We start from the raw sequence: 21,325 nt of genomic DNA on the forward strand, positions 1-21,325 counted from the left end.
ACCATGAAGACCGTTTTCATCCTTAAAGGAGATCCCTTCTCTTGGAAGGCTCACGAGGCTCTAAGGGTGGCGATAGCGGTCGGAATGAACCATGAGCTCACCTTCGTGTTCATAAGGGACGGGGTTTACACCCTCACGAAGTGGTCTCCCGAGGATCTCGGGGTCGAAAGCTTTGAGAAGTTTTACGAGACCCTGGACTTCGTTAATATAAGGCTCATAGCGGAAGACGCTTCGGTGCAGGAGAGGGGCTTAAAGGAGAGCGACTTTATCAGGGAAGTAGAGCTGGGGTCTGCCGAGGAGATTAGTGAGATCATAAACTCTGCGGAGGCAGTCTTCGTATGGTGAATACCCTCTGGCTCGTAAGGAAACTTGGTGATTTTTCCTCCGAACTTCTGTCTGATAACGACATAGTGGTGCTCATTCAGGACGGAGTTCTGAGGTGGCCTACGAGGAAGGGCTGGTACGTGTGTAGGGAGGATGCGATAGCCCGCGGGTTAAAAGTACCCGAGGATATAATGAAAAGCTACGACGAGATCGTAGATCTGATAGAGAAGGCTGAGAGGGTGATAGTCTGGTGAAGTGGGAGATATCTAAGACCTTCAGGTTTGAGGCAGGGCACAGAGTATGGAAGCAGAACCTCACCTACGGACGGGGTGCCGAATTTACAAGAAGCGTGGAGGTTCCCCAGAACAAGTGTGTAAACCTCCACGGGCACAGCTACGTTCTAGAGGTTACCGTTGGTTCTAACACCCTGAGCGAGCAGGACATGGTCATGGACTTCTACCACATAAAGAACGCCTTAAAGGAGCTCATAGACACTATAGACCACAGCTTCATCATTGACAGGAACGATCCCATGTTCAAGGAGCTAAGGGAGATTGCCGAAAAGTACGGAGCTATGAAGATCTTTCCCGTGGACTTCTGCCCGACCGCTGAGGCTCTCGCCAAATTCTTCTACGACTTTCTCACCGAAAGACTCAAGGAGGCGAGGCTCTTAGGTGAAGTGCAGGTGATCAAGGTCGTCCTCTGGGAAACTGCTACCTCGAAGGCTGAGTACAAACCTGAATAAGCGGACAGCCCTCGCACGAGGGAGCTTTCCTACAGAACCTCTTGGCATGCTCGTCCAGCAGAGCATGGAACTCTTTATAAAGCTCCACGTCCCTTGGCAGGTTATCCTCAAAGAGCTTCCTGAGCTCTTCGTAGTTCCCCTCCACATCGAGGATCCTCTTAACTATCCTCTTAGTGTAAGTGTCTATAACGAAGTAAGGTCTTCCACCGGCGTAAAGGAGTATAGCATCCGCCGTCTCTCTGCCTACACCTTTTATACCCAGTAATTCCTCCCTGCTAACGCTTTCCACCTTAGATACAGGATCGAGCCTCTTCGCAACCTCCTTAAGATAAACCGCCTTCTGTCTGTAGTAACCGGTGGGTCTAATTAACTTCTCCAGCTTTTCTAAGGACATGCCTTTTATCTTTTTCAGGGAAAGGGATCTCTCCCTCTTAAGGTTCTCGAGGGCCTTCTCTACGTTCTTCCAAGAGGTGTTCTGAGTAAGAACAGCACCGATGACTATCTCCTCCCGCGGGTCACTCCCTTCAATTTTATGGTAATCCTTATCGACAGGCCACCATCTCTGCTCTCCGTAAGCTTCAAGTAGCAGGTCGAAAACCTTAAGGAGCTTATCTCTTAAACTTCTCAAGCCTGCTCACCATTGTGTCGGATACGAAAACCACTCCAGAGTGCTTGTTCAAGAAGGGTGTGAGACCCTCCAGGATAGAGAGGGCTTTCTCCTCGGGCATGACCGAGATAACCATAACGAGGGTATCCTCCTCGTTGAAGAGTAGATGTCCTTCGTGGAATCCATGACTTCCCTTACCCGAGAGGTTGTGGACTATGGTATAACCGCTTATACCCGCCCTCTCTAAGAGATCGATAACGAAGTCGATATCCTCCCCCCGAACGATTATCTCCACCTTCTTCATGGGATATAGCTTCAGGTCCTTCATGCCCTAACCTCCTCGGAAACTCTCTCTATCTCTATCCACTCTCCGTCCACGAATCTGTAAGTGGTATTTTTCTCGGGATCGAGAACGGCCATGTTTATCCACTCCTTGTTGAGGAGCTCCCTGATCTTATGAACCCTTCCAACGATCTTGCGAACGAACTCCAAAGGAGCTTCTATGAGGACTATTAACCTGACAGGAGCATGGTGAGGCTTCCCCTTCCTCATAACAGTCTGAGAGGGTAGTCCCGTTCTGAGGTCGCTCAAGTTCCCCGTCATAACTCCTATCCTGCCGGCAACGTTGTGGTAAACCTTGCTACCGCTCCCGTAAACTTCGTTGTCCGTCGTAGAGAAGTAGTGTTCCATGTTTATCCACTGTCCTACTACTAAGGGTCCTGAGAGGATATTCTCCAGGAGGAAACCCTTGGGATCGACCTTGTAATCGTAGGAGTGGAGGAACACCTTCCCATCGAGGTTAATGCCCTCCGTTATCTCCCTCCTCCCTATGACGAAAGCGTAATTCCCCGAAAGACCCCACTCGGGACGAACCTGGGACCAGTCGTAGGCGTTCTCCTCCACTCTGCTGTATGAGGGCTCAACTCCAAGCTCCTCAGCCCTCTCGATGGCTGTGGTCTCCCCAGCCCTCTTTAGATCGTCCTCTATGCGTTCTATGATCGGAATAACCTTGGGAGGGAGGAGTTCAAGATCGTGGAGCTTCACCTCGTCGGTGGTAGTGTTGTGGATCCCCGGAACGAAGTATGTATCTTCGGGGATTGATATACCAAATCTTTCCCTCAAGAGGTTCCTGACCTTAGGATCGTTTGCCATTAAACAGAAGGCTCTGGCGTTGTGGATACCCGAAGCGCCACCGCAGGCTCCGCAGTCGAGGGCGGACTCGTAAGGGTTGTTCTCCGACCTGCTACCGTGTCCCAGTACGAGCACCACCGGGGCAAAGTCTTCGACGAGACCTATCGACCTCAGAGCGGTGGCTATCAGAGTAGCCTGCTCCTCTAAGGAAAATCCGATGTGTTTTAACTTTTCCTTCATTAAGTCTACTGTTCCCCTCTCCACTCCGTACTCTTCCCTGAGCTTCCTGAAGAACTCCCTCTGCTCATCTTCATTCAGGTTCAGTGATCTACATAGATCGCCGTTGTCTAAGGCGACCTTCAGAATTTCCTCAATCAATTTTAAGTCTACCCGCATTCCCAGTTCCCTCTCCACGGCAATTCTTACTGTTCTGTTCAAGATGGACCTTACCACCTCCTCTATCTCCCTGTCTCCAAGCCTTTCGAGAAGGAGTTTGGTCGGAGGTCTTGAACCGAGCACCTTTTCTCTCGCCTTTGTGTAGCTCGAGGGTATGAAGGTCTTACCTAAGAAGTCGAATCCGAATAGAAAGCCTACGGCTTCCACGGTAACAAAGGGCGTAACTATGTTCTCCTTAAGGTCGTGGAAGACCTCCTCCAAGGCTCCCTTAGGGTGGGTAGATAGCTCTTTCCTTACAGGTAGTTCGAGGACGATGTTTCTCGGTCTTATTAGAACGGGGCAGAGGAACTCCTCGTGTCCCTTCTCAAGCTCGACGAAAGCCATGGGAACTCCGAAGAAGCCGGCTATACCGAAGGTCTCATAGCCTCCGAGTGCCTCAAGGTTCCTTCTGAACCTCTCTGACCTGACGTCTATGCAGAAGAGTGCTTGAGCGATCTTCTCCCTCCGTTCTTTCCCTTTGAACCTCACCTTTGAGATGAGATCCTCGAGAAGGGTATCCTCCATAGCCTTTAGCCATACGGCACCCTCCGCACCCTCGAGTTTTCTGTAAAGTCTTATGAGCTGTATGATTTGAGACTCTTCGAGTTCTCTGAGGTCCTTTCCCAGAAGGGAGAGCCATTCAGAAAGGAAGCTCAAGAACACCTTAGATATCCAGAGGGCTTTCTCCTTTATGTACCTTTGCAGTATATCTTCTGGTCTGGAGAAGTAGTCGGGAAGTCTCTCGACGTACTTGGGAATAGCCCTGCTCGAGAAGTACTCCCTCATGAGGTAAGCCTTTTCTCTCCTTTCTCTCAGGAACTTACTCAGACACTCGTAGTCCGCACCGAAGGGGATCCTCTTTGCTCTCGAGCTCAGGACAGCTCTCACGATTGTGAGCCTGACAGCGGCGTAGTCCACCACGTCGGCAGGATACCTCTTCTGCCAGAAGTAGTCCCTGTTATGCTGTCTCCATCTTATGAAACCAACCGTTCCCTTTAGCTTCGCCAGCTCCCTCGTAACGTAATCGCTCCAGAGTTCCTCTGGGATCTTCAGATCCTTGAGTACGTATTCCACAGCCTCTTCGGGCTCCTCAAATCTCTGGACAAGTTTCCAGAAACCCACTCCTGCCCTGAGGAGGAATCTCACGTTGTGCTTTGCGAGCTCCTTCCAAGCCCTGAATAGACCGAGCTCTCTTTTGGGCATGGCGATCGCAGCCTGCCCCTCGTCGAGGAAACCGATGACGCTCCTAACAACGAGGTCGTCTATGAGAGGAGAGAGTTCGAGCCCTGTTAGCTCGTCTATAACCTCGTAGATGGTGCGTTCTTTCCCTATAGAGGATAGGAGTCTTTCCATCTCCTCCTCAGGGTTTTCTTCGAACTTCTCAGAAACAGCCTCTACAAGATTTTCAGGTATATCCTCCTTGGTCCTGTTCAGCTTAGGTTTTAGATCCCTTCTATCGGTCATCAACCTCAGAACGAGCTCGGCGGTGTCCAGACCCTCAACCTGCAGTCCCTCCGCTTTGAGAAACTCCTCTATCCTCTTTCTCAAAAACTCCTCTCTTATCTTTCCTCTCTCCATCAGGTGTTGGTATCCCTCCCTGTTCAGGAAACCCTTTCCTCCGAATATCCTCTCCCCCTCCTTTACCGCCTCCCAGAAGGATAGTTCCTCGAGCTCGTGGAGGGGATTGTGGTGAACGAACGTTCTCATGGGCCAAAAGTAAGGTATAGGCTCGGCAGATACGTTTATGAGAGACCTTATCCAGAGCTTCCTCCCTAAGTCCATCTGCCACCTCCGAGTAGGTCCCTGTACTCGAACCTTCTGTCTGGCTCACCCCAGAGAACCCGACCGGTGTTGGTAAGGAGAGCTACACTGAGGAGGAACGTTCCCGCTGTGAGTAAAAGGAGTGTCATGCCTTCCAAGGAGGAGAAGATAATCAGTGGAAGTGTGTAGGAGAGGAGAAGCACGAGGGAGAGGAGAATAGAAAAGGTAGGAGTTTCCGCTACGAGACCTCTTATGTAGGTTATCTCTCCTGTATGCAAGGTTCTCTCTAAGAATATTCCGAGGAGTCTGAAGATCAATGGGAGGACAACTATCGATAGAAGGTAGAGATCCTGCGACAGGTAAAGTAGAGGAAGGAGCGTGCAGTAGAGCTCCGATCCCAGGGTTCTGAAGTTCCTTGCGGTAAACAGCCTCAGGGAGTGAAAGAGGAAAGTGAACGCGGCGAGAACCATTACCACCTCTGGAGGTTCGTAGATCTCAATGAGAAGAAGATAGCCGGCGATCGGGAACACTATGTACAGGGGGAGACCGAACCTGTGGAGTAATCTGGAGGTTATCAGGCTTAAGGGGAAGAGGGGAAGGAATAGGGCGGATATGATCAGAAAGACGTCCTTTAAATCGGGAACTCCGACGGCAAAGAGGACGAATCCTCCGGCGGTGGCGGGAAGCAGGGAGAACCTCGAGAGGGAGTTTACAGCTCTGAGGAATAGACCTTTAAGGATATCGTAAACGTCGTGAATGTAAAGTTCCCTTGAGAAGTGGGTGTAAAGGTTTATGTAAAGGGGCAGGTACCTTTCCCTGCTCGCGTTGTAAATGAAGAGCCATCCAACACCTATCACGAGTACCATGAATATGATCTCCAAGAGAAAGATCTCCCACGATGTGAAGGCGATCTCGTATATTCTCTCGGTAAGCCACTGCTGAGGATACAGGAACTTCTGGAGGCTGTGTCCGATTATGACGTATCCCATCAGGACGATAGTAAGAGAGAGGATAGCCATGAGAGCGGTGAGCAGCGGTCTCTCCCTCCCGAGCCTGAAGACGCTTATAAGAACCTGAGCCGCCGTTACCCACCCGAAGAAGAGGAGGACCAGGGAGGTTTTATATTCCATAAGTCTTTCCTCGACAACGTAGTGGGAGAAGAAGACTAAAAGCAGAGGCACAGCTATGGTGATGACACCGTAGACCACCCAAGGGACCTTCCGGGCTATCTCCTCCCTCTTTTTAAGAGCCATATAGACCTCATCTTCAGGTATGTTTGGGTCGTGCCTTGCCGAGCGGATTATGTTCCCTGAGTAGAGGAACAGGGTAGCCTTGAATATCCCGTGAGCCATCATGTGGTAGACCGCCAGGGCGAATGCTCCCACACCGAGCTCCATCACCATGTATCCCATCTGCCCAACGGTGGAGTAGCCCAGGGACTTCTTTATATCGCTCTGAAGAAGCATAAGAACGGAGCCGACGACAGCTGTTACAGATCCCGCTATGAAAGCGAGCTGGAGACCAAGCTGGTCGTGAACGTAGAGGGGTGCAAACCTATTTACCAGAAAGGCACCCGCGTTCACTATACCCGCGTGCATCAGGGCTGAGACAGGGGTCGGTCCCTCCATCGTATAGACTATCCAGTGGTGGAAGAGGAACTGGGCAGACTTGAGCATACCGCTCAGAGTAAGGAGGAGCGTAACCATCGGGAGCGTTTCCGAACTTTCCCGGAGAGCTCTCTCGAATATCTCGATCATGCTAAAGGTTCCGAACTCCCTGTATAGAAGGATGACGGCAAGCAGCAGGGGTATATCGGCGAGCCTGTGGGTGAAGAAGGTAAGGTTGGCGTATTTGACCGCCTCCTTCCTCTTTAAATTCTGAGCGAGCAGATAGTAAAGGATAAAACCCATCAGATGCCAGAATAGGGCGAAGAGTATGAGGTTTGCGGAGAGCACGAGAAGAACGAGACAGGCAGTCATGAGATCGAGTAAGAAGTAAAATCTCCTGTAACCCTCCTCGTCCGCCATGTACTTTTCGGAGTACTTGTGAACCACTAAGCTAACGAGGAGTATGTAGGTGGCGAGGAGGAGTCCGAGATTGTCTGTGTATAGCTCTACAGGACCGATCCTTAGGCTTTCACCCCTTCCAAAGATTAGCAGAGAAAGACTCAGGAGGAAGTTAACAAGGGTGAGGTTAGTGCTCACCTTTGGGAAAGCTTTATCACTCTTTATTACAAGCACTAAAAGAGCCGAGAGGATAGGAAGCAGAGCTATGCCGAGAACCATCTTATCCATGGATCTCTCCGTGGCTGGGAATATTCTACTGATCGAGAGTTATCTTTTTATGACCCTCTTCACCTATCAGAACTAAAAAGGATCTCTCCTGAAAATCCGGAACTTCACCGTTTATCTCGAAGAGTCCGAAGGAGTAGTTCACCACCACGGGGCTTGGACTTCCTTCGAGTCTGACGATACCCTTAGCCCTGACCACACTCTCAGGAAGTGAGTTTATAAACCTCTCCAGCTCTTCGTAAAGCACGGGATCCTCGAGCAGAAGCACCTCTTGAATCAGTCCGGTCTCGTGTGTATGATGGGAGAGCTTTATGAGTTCCCTAACAGTGTAGGATCCGCTGAAGACCTCCGGGGGAACCTTCCCGTAAACTGCCCTGTAAACAGCGACCCTTCTAAATATCTCCTCCCCCGTAAATAGGTTCTTGAGTCTGTATTTCTCCCATACATCCTTAACTTCTCTCTCAAGCCTTTCAGCCTCCTCCTCACTGATGAGATCTACCTTGTTGAGAACAACTACGTTGGAGCCACCTATCTGGTGGAGGGCTGTGGGATTGTCCTTATACTTGGAGAAGTTCTTTGAATCGACGACGCAGATAACAGCCTCTATCGAGCATCCTAAGTTCTGGAGGCTCATCATGACAGGAAAGGGTTCTGAGGCTCCGGAGGTTTCCACAAAGAGAACTTCGGGATCGTACTTTTCTCTTATCTCCGCAAGCCCCTTTTCAAACTCAGCGTGGAGGGTGCAGCAGATACAGCCCTCGGGAAGTTCCATAACTTTGGAGTAGGCGTTCTGTAGGACCTTCCCATCCACACCCACCTCACCGAACTCGTTCACTATGACCGCGACCTTCCTATCTTTGAAGTGCTCCCTTGCGGAGTTGAGAAGCAGGGTGGTTTTACCGCTTCCTAAAAATCCCGTTATAACGAAGGCGGGTGTCATCACTCGCCGCCGTACTCAACGCTATCTATCTCCTCCATGAACTGCTCTATCATAAAGGTTACGTACTCTTTGAGTTCCTCAACGCTCTTGTTCCAGTTATCCTCCGCTATCTCTATATCCTTCTCATGAACGTCGTGTTCCTCGGTTATATACTTTACCTTGACATAAGGTATCTCCCTCACCGAGCAGTTCTCCCCCACCTCGATGTCCTTAAAGCATACCTCGATATCTATGTCCGGATTTACCATCATATCCTTAAGCTCCTTCGCAAGCTTTTCAAACTTTTCTCTAACCTCTTTATCCATACTATACCTCCCGGTGATTTTGCTTTATATGTTATACCAGTCCTGCGGTATTAAGCAAAAGAAAGGGCGGGGAGGATCACTCGCCCGCCTTCACCATGACCATCTCAATGCAGTGCCTCTTTAACAGATCAGAACAGACGTAAACGCAGATCTCACAACCCTTGCACCTGTCGTACCACACCCAGGCGGTATGACCGCTCTCCTTGTAGTTCAGGCAGTTAGGCTCAGGGCAGAAGAGGACACACTGCTTGCAGTTGTACTTGGCACACTCCTTTTCGTTTACCTCCGCTACAAAGTACATTTACAACCTCCTCAGGTGGCTACCTTTTCCTCTTCCTCCTCCACCCATCCCTTCTCTTCGGCCATCTTCAGCGTGTACTTTATAACCTCCATGTTCTTAGCAAGGAGTTCCTGCTTCTTCTTAAACTTCTTCTCTATAGCACTGTCCAGAGCCGTCGTTCCACCGGAGGCTACGAAAGTTCCCCCGAGGAACCTCTCAACGAGGGCCTTTTCAATGTGTTCCAGTGTAACGAGCTTCGTGATACCGAAGAAGGTTCCGATCATAGCCATGTTGGTGGCGAGCTCCGTTCCCGCTATGTCCCTCGCTATCTGGGTAGCGGGTATGTAGTAGATCTTCGCCTGGAGTTCCTCGAGAACCTTCTTGTCTTCGTCGGGTATTATGTCCACGTCGGAGTTGATTATAACCATTCCTTTCTCTTTCAGTCCGGTGTAGAAGGGCATCGTGTAGGACTTACCGTGGGTTATGACCTGCGGATGGTAGATCATTATAACGTTGGGATAGACGACCTCTCCTACCTCGTAAATCGGCTGATCGGAAGCCCTGACGTAAGCCTCAACGGGAGCCATCCTCTTCTCCGATCCGAAGAAGGGAACGAGGGAAGCGTACTTACCGGCAGCTGACATAGCGTTACCGAGGATGTGGGCGGAGGTAACGACTCCCTGCCCACCGACACCTGCGATCCTTATATTGTACCTCTTCATGACTTGACCTCCTGCTTAGCCCTTTCCTTCTCCTTCCTCTCTATCTCCTGGAGGTACTCCTTGACCTCGTCGGTCATCCATTCGTAGAACTTAAAGTCCTCCTTCTCCCTCTTCCTCGCGTCCGCAAGGACCTCTCTCGTAGGTATCGAGTACTCGATGTTACAGGAGGTGTAGGCGTGTATGAAGGTGGGACCAAACTCCCTTGCGGCGAGGATCGCCCTTCTGATCGTCTTGGCTATCCTCTTGGGGTTCGTAGGAGATATCTTTGCCACGTAGACACATCCTGCGGTCTGGGCGAGCTCAACGGCATTTATCTTATCGAACTGCTTGCCCTTGGGAGCCATCTTAAGCTGTATTCCCTTTGGAGACATACCGCTCTCCTGCCCTCCAGTATTTCCGTAAACCTCGTTGTCCACCATTATGGTGGTGAACTTCTCTTTCCTGAACCAGGAGTGCATAGTCATACCGAAACCTATGTCCATAAGTCCACCGTCACCGGCTATGACTACGACGTCCTTGACCTTGTCAGGGAACCTTATGGAGAGAGCCCTCTTAAGACCAGAGGCGACGGCGTTGGTATCTCCGTAGTTTCCGTAGATGAAGGGAACTGCCGCCTGAGAGAGGGCGAGCCTTGCACATCCTGCGGTTCCGAGGACTATCGTGTCCTCAGGGTTGGGAAGAGCAGCGTAGAAGACTCTTATGAAGTAAGCCATGTAACACCCCGCACACATCGGGTGCTCCTCGACCAGCTCCTTGAACTGACCGAGTTGCATAACGTCTACCTGCTTTCCGAACTGACCAAACTGAACCAAGTCAACGTAATCTCTGGGCATGTATTTTTCAAATCCCGGTGAGATCTTTACGTATTCCAGTCCCATGGTACACCTCCTTTAACTAATTTTAAACAACGGTCTTCTTTTCCTTCTTAATGCCGAGAGCTTTATAGATCTCGTCCATTATAAGCTCAACAGGCAAGGTCATTCCGCCGTAGACCCTCGGTCCGTCCACAACTATTCCGCTGTTGGGTATGACCGCCTTGACCTCCTTGGCGAGCCATCCCACTATGTTGTGTTCGGGAACTATAACCGCCTTTGCCTTCTTGAGAGCTTCCCTGATCTCCTTCTCGGGGAAGGGTCTGAGGGATTTGACCTTCACGAGACCGACGTTAAGACCCTCCATCTCCGCATACCTCTGAGCTTCCCTTCCCTGTGCCGCTGCACATCCTGAGGCTACTATGAAGACGTCGGCGTTAGGATTCACAACCTCTATAGGACCTCCAAGGTAGTGGTATATCCACTTCATTGCCCTTCTGTTGGCTGACCAAACCTCCTGCTGCCATACAGCGTGGATAAGGTAGCTCATGAAGTTGGACTTCTGAACCGGAGCGTCCCTCTGGATCCTCGCCGGAGGAATTTCACAGTCCGTAGGAGGAACGGGCGCCTTGTAAGGATCCCTCGGAGGTAGCTTCATGTCCTCGGGCGGAAGCTCAACGTAACCCTTAGCGTGGGTAACGAAGAATCCTTCCGTTGCCACGATCACGGGAAGGTAAACGTCCACCTTCTCAGAGATCGGAAAACCGGCCAAGGTGAAGTCAAATACGTCCTGCTGGTTCTCCGCGTGAAGGACAACAGCACCGCAGTGAAGGGTGTAGGCTATCTCAACGTTGTCAGGTTGTATAGAGAGGGGCGCGTTGACGACCCTCGTCATTATCCCGAGAACTGCCGGTATCCTGTGTCCAGGCCAGGAGACTATTGCCTCGAGTCCTCTCAACAGCCCCGGTCCAGAGGTGGCGGAGAAGGCTCTCGCTCCACCTCTCACCGCTCCAGCTATGGCGGACATCGCTCCGTACTCTTCCTCTGCCCTGTAGTAGTCCTTAACGTATCCTTGAGCGTAAAGGTCTCCGACAAGGTGCATCGTCTCCGACTGGGGAGTTATGGGATAAGCTATCGCTATATCAACGTTCGCTCTCTTAACAGCTTCAGCAAAAGCCTGCGATCCCGTTATAAACTTCCTCTCCCTCGGAGCTTCCAAAAGGAGATGCTCCGGTTCAACGACTCTCTGCTCAGGCATAACTACACCTCCTCCTTAATTACTCAGTTTCTTCAACTATCTCACCCCTTCTGGGCATAAGTAAGGCTGCATACTCTCCGAAGTCCAGGGGAGATATCTTCGTCCAGTCCTCCTTGGGAAGGGAGGGGTTCTCTGGTGGAAGCTTAGGCTCCCACTCTATCCCGAGCTCGTTCCTCACCTGGACGAGAACGTCCCTGAACTTCCTGATCTCTTCCGCATGGACGTCCCTGAGGGATACCATCGCATCCTCGTGTCCCATCTCCGCACAGAGGGCTATGGTAAAGCAGTTCGTACCTGCCCTTATCATTCTCAGGGAGAGGTTCGCGTAGTGGCAGTGAACACCCACGAATATGCACGCCTCTATCTTGTTGTGGAGAATGGTCAGGTTAGGGTGGTTGGGGTTTATCTCCGCCTCAGGATCTATCTTGGGATACTTGGGTCTGTAGTCGGGCATGGGAATTATCCTGCAGTTGGGTATCTCCATGGCGAGCTCGAGAACAGCCTTAGCCTTCTCCATAGCTCCCGCATTCCATCCCCAGAGAACCAGCGGTCCGGGGAATATGGTGGGGTTCTTGCGGGTGAGCATAGCCTTCGCCGCCTCTCTCATGGCGGTCTCTTCGTCCACTATCTCACCGTACATGAGGGCTTTGCCCGGCGGGGGCAACTCCACACCCCTGAAGGCTGCAGGGGTGGGTATATAACCTTCCGGTCCCGGGACTATAAGCTTCTTTCCTTCTTCCATTACTTTTGACCTCCGCTCACTTCTTGGATAGGTAGGCTACAATTTATAAGGAGTTCCTTATATTGTCAAGACGTTAAAGTATGAGATAGGTCAAGAATATAAAACGTCGTTTTATCAAGCCCTTACTCGCCCTTTATAGCTTCCAGTAGACACTCCCTCATCAGATCCTCCGATGGATTTCCCATATCGAACATAGTATCGAAGTCCTTACCGTAGCCGAGGGATCTGAGCCTGTCCATCAGTAGCCTGTAAACGTTTTTGAGTCCCTCCTTCATAGATATACCTTCTTTAAAGATGTACAGTTCATCCTCTTCTCTGAAGAAGTTCAGCCCATAATTCTCTGGATCCTTTACCTCGAACTCAACACCGACGGCAAAAGCCTTCCCGTACTTCACGGCACTCTCTTCGGGAAGGTAGTGCTCAGAGTAGCAGGAGAGTTTTTGTTCCTGAAAGAGATTCATATCGGTGGGGACGGCGACTATGTAGAGCGCCCCTTCTTGCATCGTTTCCCCTTTCTCGTTCCTTCCGACGAGCTGGATAAAGTATGTCCAGGACCTCATGGTGCTATCCACTCGTCCTTAGCGAGCAACTCCGCAGGTTCCACCTTCTCCTGAACCCTCTGGGATATCTTGTAGGAACAGAACTCAGGACCGCACATGGAACAGAACTTGGCGGTCTTGTACCCTTCCTGGGGAAGGGTCTCGTCGTGGTAAGCCCTTGCCGTCTCCGGATCCATCGCGAGCTCAAACTGCCTGTTCCAGTCGAAAGCGTACCTCGCCTTTGACATCTCAAGATCCCAGTCCCTCGCGCCGGGCCAATGCTTAGCTATGTCGGCGGCGTGGGCAGCTATCTTGTAGGCTATCACCCCCTGCTTGACGTCCTCTATATTCGGAAGTCCGAGGTGTTCCTTGGGGGTAATGTAGCAAAGCATGGAAGCTCCCACAGAACCAGCTACAGCCGCACCTATGGCGCTACCTATGTGGTCGTATCCCGGAGCTACGTCGAGGACGAGGGGACCGAGTATGTAGAAGGGAGCCTCCTTACACCAGAGCTGCTGTATCTTCATGTTGAACTCCACCTCGTGCAGGGGGACATGTCCGGGACCCTCAACCATCACCTGAACGTCGTGTTTCCATGCCCTCTCCGTTAGCTCACCGAGAACTTTGAGCTCGGCAAGCTGGGCGTCGTCGGTGGCGTCCTCTATACAGCCTGGTCTCAGAGCATCTCCGAGGGAGAAGGAGACGTCGTACTTCTTGAATATCTCACAGATCTTATCGAAGTGTTCGTAGAGGGGATTCTGCTTTCCGTGCTCCGTCATCCACTGGGCTAAGATGGCTCCGCCTCTGGAAACGATACCCATTACCCTGTGCTGAACCAAGGGCAGGTGCTCCCTCAGAATTCCAGCGTGGATAGTCATGTAGGAGACCCCCTGCCTCGCCTGCTCCTCTATGACGTCAAGGATGAGATCCACTGTGAGCTGTTTAACATCTCCCTTGGCTACCTTCCATGCTTCATATATAGGAACGGTTCCTACGGGGACGGTGCTTGCGGATATTATCGCCTCCCTCGTTTCCGGTATGGCATCCCCTGTGGAGAGATCCATTATCGTGTCGGCACCGTACTTTATAGCTACCTTCGCCTTCTCAACCTCGGTGGGAATGTCCGAAGCGAGCCCTGAGTTTCCTATGTTTGCGTTCACCTTAACCTTTGAATTCATGCCGATACACATGGGTTCGAGATGAAGGTGATTTATGTTAGCGGGAATTATCATTCTCCCGATAGCTACCTCCTGCCGCACGAACTCGGGATGTAGCCCTTCCCTCCGGGCTACGTACTCCATCTCTTCGGTGATTATGCCCTGACGGGCTAAGTGCATCTGGGTTTTATTCTTAAACTTCCTTCTCTTCTCAATCCACTCGGCTCTCAGCATTCCACATCCTCCTCATGAAATGATGTTTTAAAAATTAATAGCCCTCCTCCTTTCTAACAATATGATCTTCGTTCTGAAATCTCTTTGGGGAGAAAAGCTCAAAGAAGGGAGACCTTAGGCTTCTTTCCACGAGGTCAAGGGCTATCCTGGCACTGACCGGAGCCCAGAGAACGCCGTTCCTGTAGTGTCCGGTTAATATCAGGTAGTTATCCCCCGCGTGAAGGATCGGTTTTTCGTCGGGCGTTCCAGGTCTGAAGCCGACCTTAACACCTAAGAACTCGGCGTTCGAAAGAGCGGGGAAGACCCTTAGGGCTCCGTTCAAGAGTTCCCTAACTCCCCCCGCCGTTGGTCTCGTGTCGAAGCCTGCATCCTCAGAGGTAGCTCCAACGAGTATGAAGTTCTCCTTAGGTATTATGTAAGATATAGAGGAGTATAGAACCCTCTCGAGCTCTGGTCCCTTTATCTTCAAGATCTGTCCCTTGACGGGAAAGACGGGGAGCTTCAAAAGAGACCTGCTCCACGCTCCTGTGGTGAAGATGTAGAGATCCGCTCTGTAGCTTCCTCTGTACCCCCTAACCTCCTCTACCTTTTCCTCTCCCCCGTCCACCTCGGTTATCTCATCCACTGCGATCCTTATCTTCAGGTTCTCGCAGGCTAAGAGGAGGGCGTCCATAAGCTTCTCTGCATCAACATTCCCCTCATCCCTGAAGAGGTAGGCTCCTTCCACCTCTTCAGACAGACCGTGCTCCTTCAAAAGCTCTTCTCTTCCTATCTCCTCTACGTTCCATCCCTCCTCTTTATAGAGGGCTACCTTACTTTCTAATTCCCCCTTTTCCTCCTCGTCCACTATCAGGCGGAGTATACCCTTTCCGTTGAAGTAAAGCTTAATCCTCGAGACTTCCTCGAGCCTTCTTATGAAGTCCGGATAGAGCTTGAGGCTCTCCGTGGAGAATCGGAGTAGGTCTCCCTCGAGACCTTCCGAAAAGGGGGCGAGCATACCTCCCGCTACCCAGGAGGCTCCCTCCTCGTAGTTCCTCGTAACGACCGTTACCTTGTGTCCTGCAAGGGCGAGCTCGAAGGCTGTTGATAGACCTATTATCCCGCTTCCGACTATTAGAATATTCATAAAGATTAATATAAAACGGGATTCGGAACGCAGTTTTATAATTTCATCCTATGAACGCGGTGGGTGTTATAGTCTTCGCCTTCCTCTCCTACACCATAGGCTTTCTCGTTTACTCTCGCTATCTCTCTAAAAAAGTTTTCTCTCTCGACGACGGCAGACAGACCCCCGCCCATGAACTCAGGGACGGAGTCGATTACGTTCCCACCAACAAGTGGATCCTCTTGGGGCACCACTTTACCTCTATAACGGGGGCAGGACCCATAGTTGGACCAGCCATAGCGGTTATATGGGGATGGCTACCAGCACTTCTCTGGGTAGTCCTCGGAGCGGTTTTTATTGGTGCTGTTCACGACTTTGGAGCTCTGGTAACTTCCATAAGACACAAGGGCAGATCCATAGGAACGATCTTGGGAGAGTATGCGGGCGAGAGGGCAAGGATTGTTTTCCTCCTTCTTATACTCGCTCTCGCGATCCTCGTGAACGCCGTCTTCGCTTATGTGATAGCCCTTCTATTTACAAAGTTTCCTTCCAGCGTGATACCAGCTTGGACGATAGTTCCTCTCGCCGTAGCCTTTGGGTATTCGGTTTACCGCTTCAGAATAAACTTTCTAATACCAACGATTATCTTCCTCCTTATCCTCTATGGCTCCATGTTCTTAGGAAGAGCCTATCCTGTGGACGCGACACCCTTAGCCAACCTCCTCGGTATAGACACGATAATGTTCTGGATAATCGTCCTCTTTACCTACACCTTCTTCGCCTCCTCCCTTCCCGTATGGCTACTTCTCCAGCCGAGGGACTTTCTCAACGGACTTCAGGTAATCGTACTTCTCGCTTTGATCTACATCGGAGCCCTGGTATCGAATCCCAAAGTTGCTGCACCGGTTATAAACCTCTCACCTGAGGGAGCTCCTCCTATATTCCCCTTCCTCTTCATAACCATAGCCTGTGGAGCTCTGAGCGGTTTTCATGCCCTCGTTTCCTCCGGAACCTCCTCAAAGCAGCTCTCTAAGGAGAGCGATGCGAGAACCGTTGGATACCTCGGTTTCCTCGGTGAAAGCTCCCTCGCCGTTGCGGTAATAATAGCCTGCACCGCAGGGATAGCTATGTTCTCCTCAGATAGGTTCGCTCAGCTCTACAGCTCCTGGGCTTCCATAAAGAAGTCTGCGATCCCGGCGGTCGTCGAGGGCGGAGCCAATCTGATATCCTCAATCGGTATAGACTTAGAGCTCTCCAAGACCCTGATAGCGACCCTGGTAGTACTCTTTGCCGCTACCACGATGGATACGAGCGTGAGGATTCAGAGGTATATCCTGAACGAGCTGGGGCAGATATATTCCATAAATCCTCTAAAGAACACATGGTTCGCCTCGTTCGTTGCAATCTTTACCTCAATGGCTCTCGTTCTTGCCAAGGAAGGGGGAAAGGGCGGGCTTCTGTTCTGGCCCGTCTTTGGTGCAGCGAACCAGCTCCTTGCGGGCTTGGCTCTTTTAGTAACCTATCTCTACCTAAGAAGAGAGCAGAGACCAACTCTACCCATACTTATCCCTCTTGTCCTTGTCCTGATAATAACCTCCGTTGCGATGTTTATGAACATGACAACTAACGCCCTTAGGGGAGATTACCTTTTAGCAAGCGTGAGCGGGGTAATCCTGATCTTAGAGGTTCTTATAATACTTGAGTCCATAAACGCGATAAGAATAGAGAGGAGAGCGGAGGCATGAAGATAGGTGAGATCCTGAAGGAGTTCTACAGGCTCAAGTTCGGTCAGGAGTTTGCAAGGGAGGCGAGGAAGCTCAACGAGGTCTTCCTCTTCTTCGTCTTCTCCGACTACTTTGGTCTTCCCAATCCCTACAAGATCTTTTTCTTAGAGGCTTACCCACAGCTCCTTGAGGAGTTCCACGCTTGGCACAGGAGGATGGGTCTGAAACACTCTCCCTTGGAGTGGATAAGATGCTGCTGAAGAGTTATATTAATTCGGAGGAGGTTAGGGAATGTTTCATATGCCTAACATATCCGAGCTGATAGTGATCCTTCTGGTGGTCTTCGTCCTCTTTGGAGCTTCAAGGCTTCCCGAGGCCGGTAGAGCCCTCGGGGAGGGAATAAGGAACTTCAAGAAAGGTCTATTTGGAGAAGCGGACGAGGAGAAGAAGATAAAAGAGGTAAAGGCTGAAGAGGTTAACAAAGAAGAGGAAGCTAAAGCAAGTTAAGGAGGTATAAGATGCCGTTCATAGGTAACATATCGCTACCGGAGCTACTGATAATACTTGCGATCATCTTCGTTCTCTTCGGAGCGTCAAGAATTCCCGAGGCGGGAAAGGCTCTCGGAGCGGGCATAAGAAACTTCAAGAAAGCCCTCTCGGGAGAGATAGAGCCGGAGGAAGAGAAGAAGATCAAAGAGGTAAAGGCGGAGGAGGTTAAGGAGGAGAAGAAGGAGGAGGCTAAAACCGGCTGAGCCTTTTCAGAGCCTGATCAGTATGACCACCTCACCTTTAATACTCTCCCTCTTACCGATCTCTTCAAGGATAGAGCTTACCGATCCTCTGATGTACTCCTCGTGAACCTTAGTTAGCTCCCTTGCGACGCAAGCCTGAACCTCTCCGAAGATCTCCTTTATAAGCTCTAAGGTTTTTAAAACCCTCTTCGGAGACTCGAAGATTATTAATGTAGTGTCTTCGCACTCCCTCAGTTCCTCGAAGAACCCTCTCGTTCCCTTCTTGGGAGGGAAGCCGACGAAGAGAAACCTGTCTGTAGGTAGTCCCGAACCTATGAGGGCAGTTATAACCGCCGAGGGACCCGGTAGAGCTTCAACCTCCACGCCCTCCTCTATGCATCTCCTTATCAGTCTGTATCCGGGATCGGATATGCCTGGAGTTCCCGCATCGGTAACGAGGGCAACGTCCTCCTTTTCTAATACCTTCAGTATCTTGGGTATCTGCTTTTCTTCCTTCGGTTCGTAGTAGGAGATCAACTTTTTGCCTTTGATCTCGTAGTGGTTCAGAAGTATCCTCGTTCTCCTCGTGTCCTCGCAGGCCACGTAGTTCACCTCTTTGAGAACCTCCAAAGCCCTCAGAGTTATGTCCTTCAGGTTGCCTATGGGTGTCGGGACAACGTAGAGCTTTCCCATACCTCAGTCAAAGAGAGCGGTGGTCAGGTACTTCTCCCCTCCGTCGGGGAAGACCGTAACTATGACTGCCTTCTCTCCCCTATCGGTCAGTTCTCTCGCGAGCTTTATACACGCCCACAGAGCTGCGCCGGAAGACTGACCCACGAATATGGCTTCCTCCCTCGCCAACTTCCTCGCCCACTCGTAAGCGTCCTCCGTCTCTACGAATATGGTTCTGTCGAGGAAGTTCTCGTCAAATATCCCCGGCTTTATAGAACTCTCTATGTGCTTGAGGCCTTCTATCCCGTGGAAGGGATATGCGGGTTGAACTCCGATCACCTGTATATCTTGGTTATAGACCTTTAGCCTCCTCCCCGTTCCCATTATCGTCCCGCCCGTTCCTATCCCAGCGACGAAGTGGGACACCCTTCCCTCCGTCTGGTTCCATATCTCTATGCCTGTGGAATAGAAGTGTGCCTTCCAGTTGGCGGGGTTGTTGTACTGGTCTAAGTAAACGTACCTCTCCGGCTCCTTCTCTACGAGCTCCCTAACGTATAGGATCGCTCCGTCGGTTCCCTCTAAGGGATCGGTGAGATAGACCTTCGCTCCGTAAGCTTCGATTATCTTCTTCCTCTCCTCGCTCACGTTCGCCGGCATGGCGAGCTCCACGGGAACGCCGAGGGCTGCACCCACCATCGCCAAGGCTATACCCGTATTCCCGGAGGTCGCGTCTATTACCACCTTTCCCTCCTTTATGAGTCCCTCCTTCATTGCGGTCAGGAACATGGAGAGGGCAGGTCTGTCCTTGACAGAACCTCCGGGGTTGAAACTCTCTAACTTGGCGTAGATCTCTATATCGGGGGAGATATCTTCGGGGATAACTTTTTTAATCCTCACCAAGGGGGTGTTTCCGACAAGATTGAGGACGGAGTTTCTTAGCTTTCGGTAAGGCTCGTCGTGCTCTCCGAGAACCCACATCTAAGTAATCTTACTTTCCCTTCTCGCCTATGACGAGGATGGACCCCGGTCTCTTTATCCTCAGGGCTACCATCTCCAAGACCCTGAAGACGTGGTTCATGTTGGTGGACTCAACGTAGGCTACCGATATGTCCTGAGCTATGACGAGGTCAAAGTTCTGGGGTCCCGCCGAGACGAGGAGAGCCTTGTTCTCGGGAATTATGGGAGTTTGGAATACGTCGCTCACCACCTTCTTGATCTGCTCTATCTCCAAGAGGCCGGTGTTGTCGTGCATCCTGTTGAGTTGGAAGTACTGCTTCGGATTTACCACGAGGTAGTAGTTCCCGTAAAATCCCTGCTCCACGAGCTTGGATATCCCCTCTATCACGTCGGTAAAGGCGTTTCCCACCTTCGACCAGTCGCTCATGGACATGGTGTTTATACCTTCCGCGGTCATAAGCCCTTCAAGACCGAGGTTCTTGTTTCCTAAGAGGATGAGGGTGTCCTCCGCCACCGCCGTAGCTACCGCTGCCGCAACCGCGTTGGAGGTGTCTATGGGCATGTTGAACTGCCTGAAGTACTCAAGATCTCTCCAGGAGATGATGAAGTCCTTGTATATAGTGGGTATAGGGATGTGTTTTCTCACTCCGGTTCTCACCGGCTCACAGGTCTCGTACTCCTGACCGGGCTTTATCTCGCAAACTCCCGGCTCCATCCCGTAGATGACGTCGTAGGAGACCATCTGATGTCCGGGACCTATGGGACCCATGACAGGAACGAACCTTCTGCACACGAGAGTGTTTTTGGCAACGCTTACGACCGCCTCATCTATCTGTTCCCACTCCTCTGCGGTCAAGGGTGCTTCTTCTCTTCCGAGGAAATCCATTTCATATCCCCCTTTTGATGTCGCTTTATAAATTATAGTAGCAGAGGAGGGCGAGGACATGATGAGAGCCTTAATTCTTCTTCTCGTGGCGGTTCTCTTCTCCTTCGGGATGGAGCTTAAGAAGGTCTCCGATGACGTCTACATGGCTAAGGGAGGCTACGGTCTGCCTTCTAAGGAAAACAGGGGTTTTATGTCCAACGCCTACGGAATACTCACGAGGGAGGGCTGGATAGTTATAGACACTCTCTCAACTCCCGAGCTTGCGAGGGAGTTCATCTCAGAGCTAAAGAAGATAAAAAACGCTCCGATCCTCTACGTCATCGTCACTCACTACCACATGGATCACTGGTTTGGTATAGCTCCCTACAAGGAGGAGGGTGCCAAGTTCATAGCGCATAAAAACCTTAAGGAGTTTTACGAAGACGGGACGGCGGATATGGTATTAGAGGGTGCTCAGAAGGCTTTCGGTATATTCGGGAGCGTCAAGCTCCTTCCTCCCGATATAGTGGTGGATAGCAGGGTAAAGCTCAGGGTAGGGGGAAAGTTTATAGAGATAATTCCCATGACCCCGGCGCATACGAACACGGATCTCGTTATCCGATACGATGGTTACCTCTTCGTGGGTGATCTCGTAGCCTACAAGAGGATACCTTTTCTCGGCGACAGGAACGTATCCACCAAAAGATGGCTCGAGGTCCTTGGCAAGCTTGAAAAGATGAGCTTCAAGAAACTCTTGATGGGACATGGAGATCCGATGGACAAGGAGGCTATAAAGTGGACGAAGGGGTACATAAGCTACGTGAGGGAGAACGTGAGAAAGCTCAAGGATGAAGGATTGTTTATAGACGAGGTAAAGGAGGCTCTCAAGGACTCTCCCTACAAGGGCACTCCCATGTACGAGGAGTTCCACATGAGGAACGTCTATAGCGTCTTCAACGAACTCGATATGGAGCTTTAGGAGGCAGAT

General features: G+C 51.0%; 25 protein-coding genes. 8 read left to right on the forward strand and 17 right to left on the reverse strand.

Going from position 1 to position 21,325, the window contains the following annotated elements; translation table 11 throughout:
• The first annotated feature begins 3 nt into the window (after window positions 1-3).
• From ACZ483_RS09765 to ACZ483_RS09775, 3 genes are read left to right on the forward strand one after another with little or no spacing between them, the layout of a single operon-like run.
• Entirely contained in the window at window positions 4-345 is a 342-nt protein-coding gene (locus ACZ483_RS09765; protein ID WP_464323985.1) for a DsrE family protein, read from the forward strand.
• The gene (locus ACZ483_RS09770) at window positions 339-578 is read left to right on the forward strand and encodes a sulfurtransferase TusB (RefSeq protein WP_464323986.1); all 240 of its coding nucleotides are present in this window, start codon (window positions 339-341) and stop codon (window positions 576-578) included. The genes ACZ483_RS09765 and ACZ483_RS09770 overlap by 7 nt, the downstream gene beginning before the upstream one ends.
• Window positions 575-1,069: a 6-pyruvoyl trahydropterin synthase family protein gene (locus tag ACZ483_RS09775; protein WP_464323987.1), complete on the forward strand. Its 495-nt coding sequence runs from the start codon at window positions 575-577 to the stop codon at window positions 1,067-1,069. Before ACZ483_RS09770 ends, ACZ483_RS09775 begins: the two co-directional genes overlap by 4 nt.
• Here ACZ483_RS09775 and ACZ483_RS09780 read toward each other — a convergent pair.
• The 14 genes from ACZ483_RS09780 to thiO all read right to left on the reverse strand — a co-directional run bounded on the left by ACZ483_RS09780 (window position 1,038) and on the right by thiO (window position 15,409).
• Window positions 1,038-1,697, reverse strand: a complete 660-nt coding sequence (locus ACZ483_RS09780; RefSeq protein ID WP_464323988.1) for an endonuclease — start codon at window positions 1,695-1,697, stop codon at window positions 1,038-1,040. The two genes, ACZ483_RS09775 and ACZ483_RS09780, sit on opposite strands and share 32 nt — an antisense overlap.
• A complete protein-coding gene (locus ACZ483_RS09785) occupies window positions 1,678-2,004 on the reverse strand; it encodes a DUF190 domain-containing protein (protein WP_464323989.1) in 327 nt (108 codons plus the stop codon). Before ACZ483_RS09785 ends, ACZ483_RS09780 begins: the two co-directional genes overlap by 20 nt.
• The gene (locus ACZ483_RS09790; protein WP_464323990.1) at window positions 2,001-5,024 is read right to left on the reverse strand and encodes a DUF2309 domain-containing protein; all 3,024 of its coding nucleotides are present in this window, start codon (window positions 5,022-5,024) and stop codon (window positions 2,001-2,003) included. Before ACZ483_RS09790 ends, ACZ483_RS09785 begins: the two co-directional genes overlap by 4 nt.
• The gene (locus tag ACZ483_RS09795; RefSeq protein WP_464323991.1) at window positions 5,015-7,297 is read right to left on the reverse strand and encodes an NADH-quinone oxidoreductase subunit 5 family protein; all 2,283 of its coding nucleotides are present in this window, start codon (window positions 7,295-7,297) and stop codon (window positions 5,015-5,017) included. Before ACZ483_RS09795 ends, ACZ483_RS09790 begins: the two co-directional genes overlap by 10 nt.
• Window positions 7,298-7,322: 25 nt before the next feature.
• Complete coding sequence (locus tag ACZ483_RS09800; RefSeq protein WP_464323992.1) at window positions 7,323-8,234, reverse strand: CobW family GTP-binding protein; 912 nt, start codon at window positions 8,232-8,234, stop codon at window positions 7,323-7,325.
• Complete coding sequence (locus ACZ483_RS09805; RefSeq protein WP_464323993.1) at window positions 8,234-8,539, reverse strand: hypothetical protein; 306 nt, start codon at window positions 8,537-8,539, stop codon at window positions 8,234-8,236. The genes ACZ483_RS09800 and ACZ483_RS09805 overlap by 1 nt, the downstream gene beginning before the upstream one ends.
• 76 nt (window positions 8,540-8,615) lie before the next feature.
• Entirely contained in the window at window positions 8,616-8,840 is a 225-nt protein-coding gene (locus tag ACZ483_RS09810; protein WP_464323994.1) for a ferredoxin oxidoreductase, read from the reverse strand.
• An 11-nt stretch (window positions 8,841-8,851) separates the two neighbouring features.
• Window positions 8,852-9,541: a 2-oxoacid:acceptor oxidoreductase family protein gene (locus ACZ483_RS09815; RefSeq protein ID WP_464323995.1), complete on the reverse strand. Its 690-nt coding sequence runs from the start codon at window positions 9,539-9,541 to the stop codon at window positions 8,852-8,854.
• Window positions 9,538-10,419, reverse strand: coding sequence for a thiamine pyrophosphate-dependent enzyme (locus ACZ483_RS09820; protein WP_464323996.1), 882 nt, complete (start codon window positions 10,417-10,419; stop codon window positions 9,538-9,540). The genes ACZ483_RS09815 and ACZ483_RS09820 overlap by 4 nt, the downstream gene beginning before the upstream one ends.
• A gap of 22 nt (window positions 10,420-10,441) precedes the next feature.
• Window positions 10,442-11,611: a transketolase C-terminal domain-containing protein gene (locus tag ACZ483_RS09825; RefSeq protein WP_464323997.1), complete on the reverse strand. Its 1,170-nt coding sequence runs from the start codon at window positions 11,609-11,611 to the stop codon at window positions 10,442-10,444.
• 19 nt (window positions 11,612-11,630) lie between these two features.
• Window positions 11,631-12,353, reverse strand: coding sequence for a carbon monoxide dehydrogenase beta subunit family protein (locus ACZ483_RS09830; RefSeq protein ID WP_464323998.1), 723 nt, complete (start codon window positions 12,351-12,353; stop codon window positions 11,631-11,633).
• A 122-nt stretch (window positions 12,354-12,475) separates the two neighbouring features.
• Window positions 12,476-12,913 carry a hypothetical protein gene (locus ACZ483_RS09835; RefSeq protein ID WP_464323999.1) on the reverse strand — a complete coding sequence of 146 codons (438 nt, stop codon included), beginning with the start codon at window positions 12,911-12,913 and terminating at the stop codon, window positions 12,476-12,478.
• On the reverse strand, window positions 12,910-14,283 hold the full coding sequence (gene thiC, locus ACZ483_RS09840; RefSeq protein ID WP_464324000.1) for a phosphomethylpyrimidine synthase ThiC: 1,374 nt from the start codon (window positions 14,281-14,283) through the stop codon (window positions 12,910-12,912). Before thiC ends, ACZ483_RS09835 begins: the two co-directional genes overlap by 4 nt.
• 34 nt (window positions 14,284-14,317) lie before the next feature.
• Window positions 14,318-15,409 (reverse strand): glycine oxidase ThiO, encoded by a 1,092-nt coding sequence (gene thiO, locus ACZ483_RS09845; RefSeq protein ID WP_464324001.1) that lies wholly within the window; start codon window positions 15,407-15,409, stop codon window positions 14,318-14,320.
• Window positions 15,410-15,459: 50 nt separating this feature from the next.
• Here thiO and ACZ483_RS09850 point away from each other — a divergent pair, with 50 nt between their 5' ends.
• Genes ACZ483_RS09850 through ACZ483_RS09865 form a run of 4 tightly spaced genes read left to right on the forward strand, consistent with a single transcriptional unit; the run spans window position 15,460 to window position 17,864 of the window.
• On the forward strand, window positions 15,460-17,133 hold the full coding sequence (locus ACZ483_RS09850; protein ID WP_464324002.1) for a carbon starvation CstA family protein: 1,674 nt from the start codon (window positions 15,460-15,462) through the stop codon (window positions 17,131-17,133).
• Window positions 17,130-17,372: a cory-CC-star protein gene (locus tag ACZ483_RS09855; protein ID WP_464324003.1), complete on the forward strand. Its 243-nt coding sequence runs from the start codon at window positions 17,130-17,132 to the stop codon at window positions 17,370-17,372. The genes ACZ483_RS09850 and ACZ483_RS09855 overlap by 4 nt, the downstream gene beginning before the upstream one ends.
• A gap of 31 nt (window positions 17,373-17,403) precedes the next feature.
• Entirely contained in the window at window positions 17,404-17,619 is a 216-nt protein-coding gene (locus tag ACZ483_RS09860; protein WP_464324004.1) for a twin-arginine translocase TatA/TatE family subunit, read from the forward strand.
• An 11-nt stretch (window positions 17,620-17,630) separates the two neighbouring features.
• Window positions 17,631-17,864: a twin-arginine translocase TatA/TatE family subunit gene (locus tag ACZ483_RS09865; RefSeq protein WP_464324005.1), complete on the forward strand. Its 234-nt coding sequence runs from the start codon at window positions 17,631-17,633 to the stop codon at window positions 17,862-17,864.
• Window positions 17,865-17,870: 6 nt separating this feature from the next.
• Here ACZ483_RS09865 and rsmI read toward each other — a convergent pair whose 3' ends face one another.
• Genes rsmI through ACZ483_RS09880 form a run of 3 tightly spaced genes read right to left on the reverse strand, consistent with a single transcriptional unit; the run spans window position 17,871 to window position 20,358 of the window.
• Window positions 17,871-18,536, reverse strand: coding sequence for a 16S rRNA (cytidine(1402)-2'-O)-methyltransferase (rsmI, locus tag ACZ483_RS09870; protein WP_464324006.1), 666 nt, complete (start codon window positions 18,534-18,536; stop codon window positions 17,871-17,873).
• A 3-nt stretch (window positions 18,537-18,539) separates the two neighbouring features.
• Window positions 18,540-19,493 (reverse strand): cysteine synthase B, encoded by a 954-nt coding sequence (gene cysM / locus ACZ483_RS09875; protein WP_464324007.1) that lies wholly within the window; start codon window positions 19,491-19,493, stop codon window positions 18,540-18,542.
• Window positions 19,494-19,503: 10 nt separating this feature from the next.
• The gene (locus tag ACZ483_RS09880) at window positions 19,504-20,358 is read right to left on the reverse strand and encodes a family 1 encapsulin nanocompartment shell protein (RefSeq protein ID WP_464324008.1); all 855 of its coding nucleotides are present in this window, start codon (window positions 20,356-20,358) and stop codon (window positions 19,504-19,506) included.
• Between the two features lie 58 nt (window positions 20,359-20,416).
• Here ACZ483_RS09880 and ACZ483_RS09885 point away from each other — a divergent pair, with 58 nt between their 5' ends.
• Window positions 20,417-21,316 carry an MBL fold metallo-hydrolase gene (locus ACZ483_RS09885; RefSeq protein ID WP_464324009.1) on the forward strand — a complete coding sequence of 300 codons (900 nt, stop codon included), beginning with the start codon at window positions 20,417-20,419 and terminating at the stop codon, window positions 21,314-21,316.
• Window positions 21,317-21,325: the final 9 nt, after the last annotated feature.

The organism is Hydrogenivirga okinawensis, from assembly GCF_055385515.1.